A 15807-nucleotide genomic window follows, 5' to 3' on the forward strand; every position below is an offset into this window, starting at 1 on the left:
GGTGCATTATAGTAGATTTTCATGAAGCATTCAGCGATACGACATTCTTTTATTCTGTTTTTACTTTGCTGTTTGTCGCTATTTGCTTATGCCCAGGATTTCAAAACTTTAACAACCGAACTCAACAAAACTAAAAAGGATACTAACCGGATCGTCGCGCTAATAAAGTTGGGGCGACATTTTAAGGAGAAGCCTGTTTGGGATCTAAAAAACCTTGATACTGCCCGTACTTATTTTAACTCGGCAATAACGTTGAGCCAGGCAATAGGATCGACCGATTTTCTGCACCGTGCTTTGTTTGAAAAGGCACTAACATTTATTGAGCAGGAGGATTTCAAAGCTGCCGACTCATTATTTAACCAGATAACCGGCTATTACCATAAAACAAGTAACTATTCAAAAGAAGCTGAATACTGGACCTTGTATGGAAACAATTTATCTTTTAATGATAAACGCCTGCTTGCTACACGCGCAAAATGTTATAATAAGGCGTATGAGCTTTATAAAAAGGGAACAGACCGCCTTAAAATAGCCGACGCCCTCGGCAAAATTGCAGATGCCGACCTAAACGAAGGACGGCTTGACAAAGCGGAAAAAGAGATGCTCATTGTAATACAGGACTATAAGGCTATGAAGTTTCCGAGGATTTATTACGGTTACTACCTCCTAGCCGAAGTATACTCGCGTAAAGATCAGCTTCAAAAAGAATTACTTACCCGTATTGAATGTATAAACAGTTGTGATGCCGACGTGCGTAGGAGCGACTATGATGCTTCTTTTTTTAATATTGCTGTAGCATTGTCATACAGGAAGAACAATAAGGACAGTGTAGCATTACCATATTTTATAAAAGGGGCCGAATTAGCGCTTAAAATAAGAAACCAAAATTATTATTACAGTGCTATTGACGGGGCTATTGGTTGTTGTATAACGAAAAAAAAATATCGTACTGCCCTTACTTATTTAAGCGAAACACCAAAAAAATTTCCAAGCCAAACCCTCGGAGAACAAAGTAAGTATGTTGCAAGAAAAATGCAACTGTACAATTTTCTTAACCGGAATGAGGAAGCAGAAAAACAGGTGCCAGCATTTAGAAAAGTATTTGGTAAGCTATATGGTACGCTTAATGATGATCCGCTGTTTTATGCAGTAGACAGATTTGTTGAAAATTACGACGCACTTCCTCAGCATTTCATTCAAACAAAACAGTGGACAAAACTATTGGATGAGTTGAAATATCTTCAAACCCTGCCCTTAAAAAGATTATCGACCCCTTCACGGATAATTATCTCCGGGTATAAATATAAAATTGATTCGGCCGAGGGGAATTTTGATGTCGCGTTGAAGGGGTTTCAATATATGAGGCGCATGAAAGATTCGCTCACTAATGCCGCCACGGTTAAACAAATTAACGAATTAGAAGCCAACTATAATTCTATTAAAAAAGATAAAACCATTCAGAGCCTCAATAATAATGCGCAGATACAAAAAGGCAAGCTGGAAAAAGTTAACCGGCAAAGAAATATCACGTTTGCCGGGGTACTTATTTCGGTAGTGTTTGCGGTTGTGATATATATTGCCTATCGCGGCAAACAACGGAGCAATGTACGCCTGCAAATTAAACAGCAAGAGATTGACAGGCAAAACCATATACTGTCAGCCCTACTTTCAGAAAAAGAAAAACTACTTGCTGATAAGGATGATTTATTGAAACGGCAAGAAGACCTGCTTATAGAAAAAGAGTGGCTGCTTCGGGAGGTACACCACCGTGTTAAAAACAACTTGCAAATAGTGATGAGCTTATTGTACACGCAATCGGCATATCTGCAAAATACCGATGCCATCGAGGCGATACAGGATAGCCGGAACCGGGTACAGGCCATTTCTATTATCCATCAAAAGCTATATAATAAAAGTAATGTGGCGACTATTGTAATGGCCGATTATATTAACGATTTGGCCCGATATCTGAACACCAGCTACGATTGCAACAGGCGAAGAATTAAATTCAGAGAAGAACTGGATGCTGTAAGCCTGGATATATCACAGGCTGTACCTATGGGCCTGATATTAAACGAGGCCATTACCAATAGTATTAAATATGCATTTGATCAAGATGGGGGAGAGATTTTTATTAAAGCACTTTTATCACCGCCGGATACAATTACGCTTAGTGTTACAGACAACGGAAAGGGCCTGCCTCCTGATTTTGAACTCGCCGAAACCTCCTCATTGGGTATGGAAATGATGAAGGCCCTCAGTAAGCAGTTGGGTGGCAGCTTTGATATTAAAAGCAACCGGGGAGTTGTTGTGACCATACAATTCAAAGTTGAAAAGTCATCTGCTGTATTACCCGGCAGCGAGGTTTCGCTATTGTAAAATGGCGTTTCGTTTCAATTACCGTTTCTTTTACATATTTAGTTAATTTCCTTATCTCCACTTCCGGGCAATGCTGCCTGGTCCCTCTCAAGGCTGATCTCTGGACCAGTTTAAGCCTTTATATACGGTATAATTTTGCCTTACAAACTCAATAACGGGTTTGGGTATAATTATTCTATTATGAAAAAAATAAGTTTAACCTTATTGGCGTTCTGTGCAGCTTTAGGCGTTAATGCCCAGGCAAAAAAGGACCCCAAATGTGCAAACGTAAATGTTACACAGTACGAACCTGAAGTTATTTTTAAAAGGATCATTACTACACCTCAAATCAAAAGCCAGGAGGTTAAAATGGTGATTGTGAAGTTTGCACCCGGCGAAGTATCCGGAGCTCACAGACACCCGATCCCTACTATCGCCTATGTATTACAAGGAAATATATCTTCAACTTTTAATGGCAAAACCCATATTTACAAACAGGGCGAAGCATTTTGGGAAGACCCTAACGGTTTACATGCCGAAAGCAAAAATATGAGCAAAACCGAAGAGGCCAAGCTATTGGTTTATTTCATCGGCCCAAAAGAATTGCCGTTCATAACCGCTGCAAAATAATTAAGGAATAACCTCATCAATAACAAGCAAACTTTATGAAAGTTTACGGTTTAACCACCTGCATACGCACGCGCCAGGCTTTAGCCTGGCTAAAAGCACACAATGTAGGTTTTGAATTTCAGAATTTTAAAACACAAGGCATTTCGTCGGATAAACTCAAAGTCTGGGATGCAAAAGCTGGTTATTCCACATTTGTCAATACCAAAAGCCTCACTTGGAAAAAATTGCCGGTTGAAGTTAGAGCTTCAATAAAAACGGCTGAAAACGCGCTCGCATTACTGGTCGAAGAGCCGTGTATTATCAAACGCCCGGTTATTGAAGACGGAGATTTTCTTTTGTTTGGCTTTGATGAAGATATTTACCAGGATCATTTTCTGCACAATTAATAAATAACAGAATTATAAAACGGCCTTTACCGGCCATTAAAAATACAAATTATGAAAATAGTAGTAATAGGCGGCAGCGGACTGATAGGTTCGCAGGTTGTAAATAAACTTACAGAGCAAGGTCATGAAGTTATAGCGGCTTCACCGGCAACCGGCGTAAATACCGTAACCGACGAAGGTGTTGCCGAGGTTTTGAACGGAACAGATGTTGTAATTGATGTAGCAAATTCGCCCTCGTTTGAAGATGCCGCGGTTATGGAGTTTTTCAAAACATCGGGCAAAAACCTGCTTACAGCCGAAATTGCTGCGGGCGTTAAGCATCACCTGGCGTTATCAGTTGTTGGGACAGATCGTTTGCAGGATAGCGGATATTTCCGTGCTAAACAGGCACAGGAGGATTTGATCAAAGCATCAGGTGTTCCATATTCAATTATCCACTCAACTCAGTTTTTTGAATTTTTAAGCGGGATTGCCAATGCTGCAACTGAAGGAGATACTGTCCGCCTGTCGCCGGCACATATTCAACCAATTGCGTCTGCCGATGTAGCCACTGCGGTTGCTAAAGTAGCATTGATGGAGCCATTGAATAAAATTGTTGAAATAGCCGGGCCGGATAAGTTCAACCTATCAGATCTTGTTCAGATGTATTTAACTAAAAATGGAGATCCTCGTAAAGTTGTTGCTGATGTACATGCAAGTTATTATGGTGTAGAATTAAATGACGGTATGCTGGTGCCGGGTAAAGATGCTAAGATCTTTAATATCAACTTCGAAAATTGGTACATGAACCAGCCTAAAAAGGCATAGTTTATCTTTTTTGTTTTATGGTTTGAGCGCTCGTCATCATCAAAGTGACGGGCGTTTTTGTTTTGACAAAATATCCGCTTTATATAGTGTAAGAGAGTGCCTTGGCACCAAATATGGAGTGGTTTGATGTTGTTTATTTTGATAAGTTGTTGATTTTTAAATAATTGATATCTGGTATGTGGGTTGTGAAAGTGCAATGCCCTGCCTTGGCAAGCTTTTGAATCGGGTTTTTCAGTAGGGCAGCAAACAAATTTAATTACAAAATAAGATGCTTCCTTACCACAACCTGATTGTTATCGATAAGCAAAACCAGCTCCCTGTTTACAGGCAAATTACCAATCGCCTGATAAGCCTGATAAGGGAAGGCTTAATTCCGCCTGGTACATTCTTCCCGGGCACCCGGCAAATGGCCGAATTTATCACCGTTAACCGTAAAACGATTATAAATGCCTACGAAGAGCTGATGACGGAAGATTGGATAGAGTCAGTAGATAGGAAGGGCTACAGGGTAACGCCCGAGCTTCCAATAATCAAACCACGGTCGTTTCAGCCACCAAATTCTTTTTCTTCCTGCGATAACATGACTGCAAGAAACCTGGCCTTACAAGGGGGATCACAGCCAGAGCACCGGACAACCAAAAGTTGGGATATTGTAGTTAATGATGGCTATCCAGATCCGGAACTTGCGCCTTTTAACGAGATCAGTAAAGTATACCGGGATAAGGCCACCAGTGCCAGAATTAAGCAATTAATGTGTTTGAGGGATCAGGGTGGCCTGCCGTTGCTTAAAGAAGCAACTGCTTTGTTTTTAAACGAAACCAGGGGCTTAAATATCAGGAAGGATGATCTGGTGATTACCCGCGGAGCGCAGATGGCCATTTATATAGCGGCTACGGTATTATTAGCCAAAGGTGATCATGTAGTGGTCACGGAACCCAATTACCGCTATGCCGACGAGATCATTGAAAACACCGGCGCTCACATTTCAAAAATAGGAATAGATGCAGAAGGGCCGGCTTTGGATCAACTGGAACAGATCCTGAAAAAGTCGCCTGTAAAAATGCTTTACATTGTTCCTCATCTGCATCATCCTACAACCATAACCATGTCGGCCGAGAGGAGGCAGCAATTGCTTCAACTGATTGAACGGTACAGGTTTTATGTAATTGAGGATGATTATGGTTACGATTTTCATTATACCAATAATCCTATCCTTCCATTGGCCAGCAGCCCTCATGGCGGTAAAATAATCTATATTGGATCGTTTACAAAACTGCTTGCGCCTTCAATAAGGGTGGGCTATATGATAGCCGCGCCCGATATCGTAAAAAAAGCGACGGATCTGAAGCGTTTGATTGATTTAAGAGGGGATACCTTTATTGAATTTATGCTGGCGCAGATGATCATTAATGGTGATCTAGTGCGGCATATTAACCGGTCGAACAAATTATACGCCCGGCGCTGTGACTTTATTTGTGATCTGCTTACCAAAAAACTATCGCACGCAGTTGAGTTTACCCGGCCGCTTGGCGGCATGGCTATATGGCTTAGGTTTAAGCGGCAATATCCTGTAAATAAAATAATTAATGATGCCGCCCATGCCGGGCTTTGTATGATTGGCATGCCGTTCAGGCTAGCCGGCAACCCGAATGATAACGGGATCCGGTTTGGGTTTGCATCACTCTCTGAAGAGGAGATTTCAAAAGCCGTGGATATCCTGGTGAAATTAACTTCCTGTTCTTGAATTATGACGATGAATGAAGCCCCCGTCGTTGCCAAAGCCTGGATTACCTGGAGGGGGCCCATCTGGTCCCCTTCAGGCAGGTCGGCCCTCAATAATTTTGCTCATTAAAACATCTAAAATATGAATAATCCAACTCACCGTGAATCGGCAGTTAAAGACGTAGAAAGCAGAGAGGAACTTATTTATTTGCTCTCGCGGGCATCCGAACTGGAACATGGCCTGGCCTGTGTATATCTCTATGCAGCATATTCGCTAAAATCGAACCTTGATGAAGGGGGAATGACTGAAGAGCAACTTACCATGGTAAAAACCTGGAAGCGAAAATTAGCCATGGTAGCGGTAGAAGAAATGCTGCACCTTGCCCAGGTTAACAACATGCTCACTGCAATAGGTGGTGCACCTAATTTTAAAAGGGCCAATTTTCCTTTACCTGTATCCGCTTTTCCATTCGGCATTAAGTTAACTCTTGAGCCATTTTCGCTTGCTACAATTGAGCGGCTGGTGATATTTGAACTACCGGAAGAAGGCGTACTTGAACCCGTTGTACATGCTCAATATGATGAACTGCGTAATAAAGTTGTAAGAGAACAGGAATTGGAATATGCCGAATTAAAGCCCCGGCATTTTAAAGCCGAACCTGAATTGATAGCCCGCTTCGGCTCCGAAGCCTTTAAATTCCAGGAACCTTATGAAATTGATTTTACAACTGTTGGAGAGTTTTATCACAAGGTAGCATCGGGCTTTAAATGTATCCCTGAAGATGTATTGTTTATCGGCCCGAGGGAGGCGCAGGCCAATGCCCGTTATGTCGACTTGAGCGGAAAGCTGATCTCCGTAGTAAACAGGGAATCTGCCTTGCAGGCTATTGAAATGATTGTGGAGCAGGGAGAAGCACCAACACAACAGCACCCTGATTGCCATTTTGAGATCTTTGATACCATCAGGAAGCAATACATCAGCGAAATGGAAAAAGGAGCGAATACGAATACAGTATTCGATCCCGTGAGGAAAATGGCCTCAAACCCCATGACCCGGTTTTATGACGATGCTACCGGAGGCACGTTAATCCTTGATGAGGATACGCATTGCGCGGCCGATATCTTTAACATGAGTTATGATACCATGTTGCAAATGTTACTCCGCTTTTTTGCCCACAGCGATGAAACTGAGGAAGAGCTGGAAATGCTATCCCGTGCTACACTGCGGATAATGACTACCGTAATTCGCCCAATGGGCGAGGCGCTTGCCAAAATGCCTCTCGGTGATCCGGCAAATGCCGCGTTAATGGCCGGCCCTGGGTTTGGTTACAATAGGGATATTACGTTGCTGCCGCATAAAGAATCAGCATGGGTGTTTTTCTGTGAGCGGCTTTTTAACCTTGCCAAAGAAGCCACCGCCTTAGCCGAGCAAAAAACATCCCCACCAGAGGTGAAAGAAGCATCTGCGGCCCTACAGGCACTCTCTGAGCTTTTTATAAAAAAAACCGCGCAGGCGCAAAAAATTATCCCGAAGGTTGAGTTCGTTGATCCTGCAAAACTTGAGCCTGAGATTAATCCATCCACCAACGGGCCGTACCTGGTAAAAGGTGTAAGTAATCTGCTTAATTCAAAAGGCGAGAGGCTACTTGCAGAGCCTCAAATGGCATTATGCCGTTGCGGCGGTTCGGCAAATAAACCGTTTTGTGATGGCACCCATGCCCGCATAGGTTTTGATAGCAGTAAATTATCCGGCCGAACGCCTGATCGGTTGGATAAATATCCCGCAACCGATTTTACCGTATGCGATAACCGTGGTATCTGCCAGCACTCGGGTTTTTGTACTGATGAATTGCCCGAAGTATTCAGGCTGGGAAAAGAACCTTTTGTTGATCAAACGGCAGCCAGCGGTGAAAGGATCAGTCAGCAAACTAAAAGGTGCCCATCGGGAGCATTAAGTTTCAGTTTTGCCAACCCTAAGCTGAACTTACCGGTAATTAACGAACCTACTATTACAGTTTCAAAAAATGGACCGTACCGTGTAAAAGGAAGCATAAAACTGGATGCCGATTTTTTGGAAGGAGCATCGAAAGAACATTATACCCTGTGCCGCTGCGGAGGCTCAAAAAATAAACCGTTTTGTGATGGCACGCACTGGTATAACAATTTTACTGATGATAAAAACTAAAGATCAATAGCAATAAATAAAGCCATTGCCTGGCGGGATAACTATGAACCAACCAACAAAAAATAACAATTATATCAACATAAAAACAAACATTGGAATTAATGATGCAGGCAGAAAGGCTGTGTCTGACGAACTGGCAAAACTATTGGCCGACGAATTTATCCTGTATACCAAAACCAGAAACGCACACTGGAACATTGAGGGTGCCGACTTTCACACGGTTCACGTATTTTTTGAATCGCAATATCAGCAGCTTGAAGAGGTGGTTGATGGTGTTGCGGAGCGGATGCGTAAAATTGGTCACTATGCCCCGGCCACATTAACCCAGTTTTTACAGCTTACTCATTTAACCGAAAAGCTCGAAAATAGAAACAACAGTCAGGGATATGTCAAGGAGCTGTTAGCCGATCATGAAAGCATCATCATGTTTCTGCGCGGTAACATTACCCCCTTTGCCGAAAAATACCAGGACATGGGCTCGAGCGATTACCTTACCGCGCTTTTAGAAACACACGAAGAAATGGCCTGGATGCTAAGGGCTCATCTAACAAAGTAGATTTACAACGATTTATTGTTTTATAGCGGGAGAACATCCCGCTATTTTTTTGCCCGTTGTTTTCTGAAATCATCTGATCAAATCAATTTTTTCGGAGTGGTAGAATCGAAAGGGAAAAATGTCCATTAGTAGCGCCTCTTTGTCCATTGATGAGCTTTTGAAGCCAAAATACCTTTGTTAAAAAAAATTAACTATGAAAATGGAACAATCAAACAAATCAAAATTAAGTATGGGCCGGAGGTTTATTACGGCATTTGTGTTAAGCTTTTTACTACTGTCGCCAGTTTTATCAAATGCGCAGGACAAGATCAAAAACGTAGTACTTGTACACGGCGCTTTTGCCGACGGCTCGGGTTGGAAAGGTGTTTTCGAGATTCTTACTAAAAAAGGTTACCATGTTACGGCCGTGCAAATTCCACTTACTTCGCTCAAAGATGATGTGGATGCTACCATCCGTATTCTCGATAAGCAGGATGGCCCGGTTATTTTAGTGGGCCACTCATGGGGTGGGGTGGTGATTACCGAAGCAGGTATGCATCCAAAAGTTGCCAGTCTTGTTTACGTTGCAGCATATCAGCCTGATAAAGGTGAAAATACTTTACAATGGGCTGCAACCGCGCCAACTTTGCCTGAATACGGTATTTTACCTCCGGATGAAAAAGGTTTTGTTTACTATGATAAAGCCAAATTTCATGGCGGTTTTGCAGGCGATTTAAGCCAGGCCGAAACCGATTTTATGTTTGCCTCGCAGGAACCTATTTTTGGCGGAAGCTTTGAGACCGCCGTGGCGGATGCTGCCTGGAAAACTAAGCCAACTTATGGCATCGTAGCAACCGAAGATAAAAGTATCAACCCTGAAATTGAACGTAAAATGTACAAACGTTCAAATACACGCGTCACTGAAATCAAAGGAAGCCATGTGATTTTTATGTCGCACCCGGATGCTGTAGGCAAGGTGATCATCGCCGCCTCGGAGAAAAAATAGTTGTTTTAATTAGTAGACATTTGTTATTGCCCCGGAGCGCAAAGCGACGGGGCTTTTTTGTTGAGTTGATTCGCCTTCCATAGGGAAAAAAGTCCATTGCTTTTAGCCGTATGTGCATTGAGTGTCATAAGGAGTCAAGGTAATTTTGTGGTGTTAAACTCATACACTAACTCAAAAAAATGAAGACAAAAATTACAATTTTAACCGCCCTTTTTGCGGTAGCTGTTTGCGGTAAAGTTGACGCGCAAACTATTGATCCGGCACAGGACCGGCATATTGAAAGTAATATCAAAGCGTATTTAAAAGTTTTGAACGCCGGCAAAGGTAAGCCAATTGAAGAGCTTAGTCCAGTAGAAGCAAGGGCCGTACTTACAGGTGCCCAGGAATCTGTAAAGTTCGATTATTCAGACATCAAGGTAACGCAGAAAACAATTACGGCCGAAGGCGGTATTCTTGTTTTAAACGTGGTTAAACCAGCTAAGGCCAAAGGGATATTGCCGGTATTTCTATTCATACACGGAGGCGGCTGGGTGTTGGGCGATTTTCCTACCCATAAACGTTTGGTACGCGACCTGGTGGTTAACTCAGGTGCGGCGGCGGTATTTGTAAACTATACGCCATCACCCGAAGCTCATTATCCTACTGCTATCAACCAGGAATACACCGCTCTTCAATGGGTTGCGGCAAACGGATTGCAAATAGGGGTAGACGGTAAACGATTGGCAGTAGTAGGCAATAGCGTTGGCGGCAACATGACCGCAGCAGTAGCCCTCATGGCAAAAGATAAAAAAGGCCCTCAAATTAAGTTGCAAGTGATGATGTGGCCGGTTACAGATGCCAATTTCGAAACCGGATCGTACAATCAGTTCGCTACCCAGCGTTTCCTTACCAAAAAAATGATGCAATGGTTTTGGGATAATTACACTACCGATCCTAATGAACGCAAACAGATCTACGCGTCACCGTTACAGGCAACCACCGCACAGTTAAAAGGCCTGCCGCCGGCATTCATTTTAGTAGCCGAAAACGATGTGCTGCGTGACGAGGGCGAAGCTTACGCCCGCAAACTTGATGAAGCGGGTGTGACAGTAACGTCGGTACGTTACAATGGTATGATCCACGATTTTGGTTTGCTTAACCCAATTGCCAATGTTCCCGGCACACGGGCCGCGATGTTACAGGTGGCATCCGAGATTAAAAAGGCACTTAAATAGTCAACTATAATCTTATCAAAAGTAACGCCTCCGGGATAACCGGGGGCGTTACTTTTTAAGCCTGTTTCGGAAAAAGTTATCGGTTATGTCCAATTCCGGAAGGTCGATTGTCAATCAACTGTAAATGCGAGTAGTGGGAGTGTTCGGTGCGGAGGGATTTGATAGCAATACTATGCAATAGGATAACGGCATGTTTTAGGAAATATCGTAATGTTAGAGGTCAAGCTAACGCCGGTTAAGAGACGGGAAGGTATTGCTATAGCGCAAATCGCTTAAAATTGAATCCGCCACTGCATTTTTTATGATTGTTGGTTTTGCCGGCCTGTACCATGGGCGCGGTAAAATCTGCGTTGGTGCCTTTTTACCCCAATTGTTACAAAATGGAAAAGCCAGGATTTTTAACAGTGATTGATGATTTCGAAAATCAGTTGACAGACAAAAAGAATTTTCTCAAAGTACTTAAAAAGCACGTGCGGTGTTATGAAAATGAGAAGGAGGTATTGCTGGAGTTAAGTAATGATATCACCCAGGTAAGAACCAAGATAGATTTAATTACGGTTTTTTCATCAAGGCTTAAAAGCCTGTTTTACTTTACACACGCGGTTGTATCACTGGTTGATAAGCAGCAGCAAACCTATTATCCTTTTTTAATTGACAGGGAGGCGCTACAGATCAAGCATCGTGACGAGTTGCCGTCATTGCTCGCCTCACGTTTTTTTCTTGACGATCCGTTTATAAGCCAGGCGCATGGTTCTGATATGCCGGTATCATTTTTATTGGACGATATTATACATAAACCCGGTATTCCCGGCTTTTTAAAAGTGAATTACGAATGCGGGATAAAAGAAGCAATGATAGTTCCGCTAAAAAGTAAAATGGAAACTATCGGGCATGTTTTGATGTATTCAGACCGTATCGGGGCTTTTTCTGACGATTTTAAGGCTTTCATATCGATGATAAGCTCCCAGCTTTCCAGCGCGGTATCAAACATTAAAATAAATGAAGAAATTGAATTTAAAGAGTGGGTAAATGAGGTTTTACTGGATATAAGCAATAACCTGGCAACCGTACGGCATAGAAAAGATTTACTTACCGTTGTTAATACCGGCCTTAAAAAGCTTGTAAAGTTTACACATAATGTAATGACCATCCTCGATGAGGCAGGAGAAAACTACAGTGTATATGTAACTGATCCAGATTCGCCCACGAAAAAATTCCCCCGGCACGTTGCAGCCCTTGAGAGCGCAAATCCGGTTAATGATGGCATTTATAGCGCAGCATCGGGCTGTGATGGCCCTGTGGTGCTTGATATGACTACTTTTGATCTCAATAAAGTTCCGCTCTGGTTTAAACTAAACTATGCTGCCGGTGCCCGCGAAATGGTGATCAACTTGCTGCCCGGTAAAACCGAACTTGAGTTAAGCCTTATTTTATTTGCTGACAAAAAGGGAACATTTGATGCTGCGGCATTGAATATTGTTGAACGTATTTCCAGTCAGTTATTTACGGCGGCAAGTAACATTGCTGCCAACGAGGAGATCATGAATAAGGAAAGAGAAAAATCTTTCCTGTTGGATTTTAGCCATGATATCGCTGCAGTGCGCAGCAAACACGATTTTTCTGTAGCTGTAGAAAAGGCGGTAAAAAAGCTAAGCTCGGTAAAGGGCTATATCATTAGGCTTATCGATAACGAGGGGGGGACAACCAGTTCGTATGTTTATGACAGCACTACTACTTTTAAAAATGCCCCGGGGTTTAAGCAAATGATCGCGACCAGGTTTGATATTAAGGATGGGATACAGGATAAGGTGTTGCGGAGCACCGAACCAATTCTTTTTATCACCGATCAGGAAATGAGGCGCCCGGTAGTTCCACAATACGTTCGTACCTGGAGCGATATGGGGCTGCGGAAAATGATTGGTGTAGCATTACGAACAGGAAGTAAAGATCTCGGCATTCTTTTTATGGAAACGGATGTGGTTAACCTTGCCATATTGAAAGGAATTTGCGCGCAGATCTCTACCGCTATTTCGAATGTATTGGTTAACGAGCAGCTTATTACCTATAAAAGTATGCTGGAGGTTGAAAACGATCACCTGAAAGAACAGATAAACACCATTTATAATTCTGCCGAAATTGTTGGTAGCGGCCCTGAAATGCAACAGGTTTATCAGTTGATGTCGATTGTAGCCAAAACAAATTCAACGGTATTGCTGATGGGCGAAACCGGGACAGGCAAGGAATTAGTAGCACGGGGAGTTCACAAAAGCTCACCGCGAAAGGATAAGTTAATGGTAAAAGTTAACTGTGCCGCTCTTCCTGCCAACCTGATTGAAAGCGAACTTTTCGGCCATGAAAGAGGCGCATTTACCGGCGCGCTTGAAAGGCGGATCGGTAAATTTGAACAGGCGCATAACAGCACTTTGTTTTTAGATGAGATAGGCGAGTTGCCTTTAGAATTGCAGGTAAAACTACTGCGGGTTATTCAGGAGCGCGAATTTGAGCGGATAGGCGGTAAAACTACCATTAAGGTTGATGTACGGATCATAGCGGCCACCAACCGCAACCTGGAAGAAGAAGTAAATGCAGGCCGGTTCAGGGCCGACCTTTATTACCGGCTTAATGTTTTCCCCATCAGTCTGCCGCCTTTGCGCAAACGGATTGCGGATATAGCTCCGCTGGCCAATTACTTCCTTGCCCGCCACTGTAAAAATACCGGCATAAAAGTGACATCTATATCAGCCAAAGTAATGCAGGAGCTGAAAAGTTACCAATGGCCAGGTAATGTCAGGGAGCTTGAGCACCTGCTGGAGCGAAGCGTTTTGTTAACCAACGGCAGCACGTTGAGGGAGATCTACCTACCTAAAACCCGTTTTGGAAAAGACCTGTCAGTTAATCAAACGCTCGAAGAAATTGAGCGTGCCCACATCATTCAAACACTCAAAATATGCGGGGGGAAAATAGCAGGATCAGGCGGGGCTGCGGATGTGTTGGGTACGCCTTCAACTACCTTACATGCTAAAATGAAAAAGCTGAAGATCTCCAAAACGGATTATTTGTCGCAAGCCTCCTGACAGCGATTGCTCGCAATATCGTTAAAGTACTTTTTAATCCGCTGTATTAGGTGTGCGGTGGAAGGTGGTTGTTGTTTATTGTTCTGATAGTCAATTATTTAATTCATGGTATATTGATTGTAGTCCATTAGACAGAGCGGCATTGCTGCCGATATGGATTATTAAGATGGAACACTTTAAACAAAAAGCCTTTAACAGATTTGGGATCCTGGATTTTCAGGGGCGAAACCAGTCCGACCAGTTCATCGATCAGCTCAGGGATTTTATTAAGATAGTGTATGTAAGGCATGGAAGCAGGTTGAGTATTGATTTTACAGATGTTTTGGTACAACAGGACGGGATTGTTTTTGTAACTGCCGCGCAAATGCTCAAGCTTTCTGAAGGCTTCAGGGGCAGCATCATATACTATGATCAGGATCTTTATGGAGTAAGCCTCCATAGCCAGGAAATAGCCTGCGATGAACTGCTTTTTGATAAAGTTCAAAAGGTATCTGGTATAGCACTTAGCACTGTGGATGCAGACATCATCTTATCTATTTTTGACGAGGTAAGGCAGGAGATAACCCAAAATGATATTAACCTGGAAGAAATGGTCCGGGTTTTATTAAAACAGATCGTCATTAAGGCTGCACGTATTTGCCAGCGTATTCAGGGGCCGGATATTCTATCTGCTCAGCACGATTCGGTTTTTTGCAGGTTCTTTATCCAGTTAGTTGAGCGCAATTTTTTTAAACACCACGATGTGGCATCGTATGCTAATATTTTAAATATCAGTGCAAAAGCATTGAATAAACGGATTTGTAAACACAGCTGCTACACACCCAATGAAATAATCAAGAGACGGATAATACTGGAAGCTAAACGGCTTTTGGTTTACACGCATCTCTCGGTAAAGGAAATTGGCTATAAACTTGGTTATGATGATCCTTCTTATTTTATCCGTTTTTTTAGTAAACAGGTTAAAACTGCTCCGCAAACATTCAGGCTTCATTTCCAGCGTCCTTTTAACGCGGTTGCATGATTGTAAGGGACTCAAATGAATAATTAGAACACAATTTTAGATACACAAAAAATGCAAAAGAACATTGTAATAACAGGAGGATCTTCGGGTATAGGAGAGGGGCTTGCCAAACATTTTTATAACAAAGGCTGGCGGGTATTGACAACCGGCCGAAACAACGCTAAGTTATCAAAACTGGCGGCAGAGTTACCCGGCATTTATACCATCGTATACGATAGCCTGAAAAACGCACAGGAAAACAAGATCATCGATTTCATAAAAGATGAATGGAACGGCAAACTTGACGTGCTGGTAAACAATGCAGGCCATGTGGCCATTACACCCTTGCCCGAAATAAGCAGGGACCAGTTAGAGGAGATGTACCAGGTTCACCTGATAGCTCCAAGCTTACTCACTGCGGGTTGTGTGCCATTTTTATCTGCCACCAAAGGGCAAATCATTAACGTAAGCAGTAGCCATGGTATAAAAGCTTACGCTCAGCTTAGCGCTTACGGCTCGGCAAAAAGCGGCCTTAACATGCTTACAAAGATATGGGCTTTGGAACTGGCACCGCTCGGCATTCGTGTAAATTGCGTTGCACCCGGCCCTACAGATACCCCCGTTTTAGAAAATGCCGGCCTTTCGGCAGATATTATACTCGCTATCCAGCAAAGTGAAGCAAAAACTATCCCCTTACAAAAAAGAGGAGATGTTGAAGATATTGTAGCTAATACAGCGCTATTGATCGATTCAGGATCCAATTGGGTTACCGGGGTGGTGTTGCCTGTTGATGGTGGCATATCCGTTAGCTAAATGTACCGATTAATAAATGGTGGCGAAATTTAACGGAGCAGTTTTACGATAATTAAAAGGCTATAATTGACCGGTAC

The 15807-nt window shown here is 42.8% G+C and carries 12 protein-coding genes; all 12 read left to right on the forward strand.

Annotated elements, in window-relative coordinates; translation table 11 throughout:
* Positions 1 to 72 precede the first annotated feature (72 nt).
* The 12 genes from FHW88_RS29070 to FHW88_RS29125 all read left to right on the forward strand — a co-directional run bounded on the left by FHW88_RS29070 (position 73) and on the right by FHW88_RS29125 (position 15730).
* Positions 73 to 2379 carry a sensor histidine kinase gene (locus FHW88_RS29070; RefSeq protein WP_176628991.1) on the forward strand — a complete coding sequence of 769 codons (2307 nt, stop codon included), beginning with the start codon at positions 73 to 75 and terminating at the stop codon, positions 2377 to 2379.
* 180 nt (positions 2380 to 2559) lie between these two features.
* The gene (locus FHW88_RS29075; RefSeq protein WP_090525882.1) at positions 2560 to 2988 is read left to right on the forward strand and encodes a cupin domain-containing protein; all 429 of its coding nucleotides are present in this window, start codon (positions 2560 to 2562) and stop codon (positions 2986 to 2988) included.
* Positions 2989 to 3023: 35 nt separating this feature from the next.
* A complete protein-coding gene (locus tag FHW88_RS29080; RefSeq protein ID WP_090525881.1) occupies positions 3024 to 3374 on the forward strand; it encodes a Spx/MgsR family RNA polymerase-binding regulatory protein in 351 nt (116 codons plus the stop codon).
* Positions 3375 to 3425: 51 nt separating this feature from the next.
* Positions 3426 to 4181: an SDR family oxidoreductase gene (locus FHW88_RS29085; RefSeq protein ID WP_090525880.1), complete on the forward strand. Its 756-nt coding sequence runs from the start codon at positions 3426 to 3428 to the stop codon at positions 4179 to 4181.
* A 268-nt stretch (positions 4182 to 4449) separates the two neighbouring features.
* A complete protein-coding gene (locus FHW88_RS29090; protein ID WP_090525879.1) occupies positions 4450 to 5925 on the forward strand; it encodes a PLP-dependent aminotransferase family protein in 1476 nt (491 codons plus the stop codon).
* Between the two features lie 120 nt (positions 5926 to 6045).
* Positions 6046 to 8088, forward strand: a complete 2043-nt coding sequence (locus FHW88_RS29095) for a ferritin-like domain-containing protein (protein WP_176628992.1) — start codon at positions 6046 to 6048, stop codon at positions 8086 to 8088.
* A 43-nt stretch (positions 8089 to 8131) separates the two neighbouring features.
* Complete coding sequence (locus FHW88_RS29100; protein ID WP_218117333.1) at positions 8132 to 8644, forward strand: Dps family protein; 513 nt, start codon at positions 8132 to 8134, stop codon at positions 8642 to 8644.
* A 193-nt stretch (positions 8645 to 8837) separates the two neighbouring features.
* Positions 8838 to 9629, forward strand: coding sequence for an alpha/beta fold hydrolase (locus FHW88_RS29105; protein ID WP_176628993.1), 792 nt, complete (start codon positions 8838 to 8840; stop codon positions 9627 to 9629).
* A 179-nt stretch (positions 9630 to 9808) separates the two neighbouring features.
* Complete coding sequence (locus FHW88_RS29110; protein WP_176628994.1) at positions 9809 to 10843, forward strand: alpha/beta hydrolase; 1035 nt, start codon at positions 9809 to 9811, stop codon at positions 10841 to 10843.
* A 380-nt stretch (positions 10844 to 11223) separates the two neighbouring features.
* A complete protein-coding gene (locus FHW88_RS29115) occupies positions 11224 to 13917 on the forward strand; it encodes a sigma 54-interacting transcriptional regulator (protein ID WP_175489947.1) in 2694 nt (897 codons plus the stop codon).
* A gap of 166 nt (positions 13918 to 14083) precedes the next feature.
* On the forward strand, positions 14084 to 14938 hold the full coding sequence (locus FHW88_RS29120) for a helix-turn-helix domain-containing protein (RefSeq protein ID WP_090525875.1): 855 nt from the start codon (positions 14084 to 14086) through the stop codon (positions 14936 to 14938).
* A gap of 51 nt (positions 14939 to 14989) precedes the next feature.
* Entirely contained in the window at positions 14990 to 15730 is a 741-nt protein-coding gene (locus FHW88_RS29125) for an SDR family NAD(P)-dependent oxidoreductase (protein WP_176628995.1), read from the forward strand.
* Positions 15731 to 15807 lie beyond the last annotated feature (77 nt).

The sequence above is a fragment of the Mucilaginibacter sp. SG538B genome (assembly GCF_013376065.1).
GTDB lineage: Bacteria > Bacteroidota > Bacteroidia > Sphingobacteriales > Sphingobacteriaceae > Mucilaginibacter > Mucilaginibacter rubeus.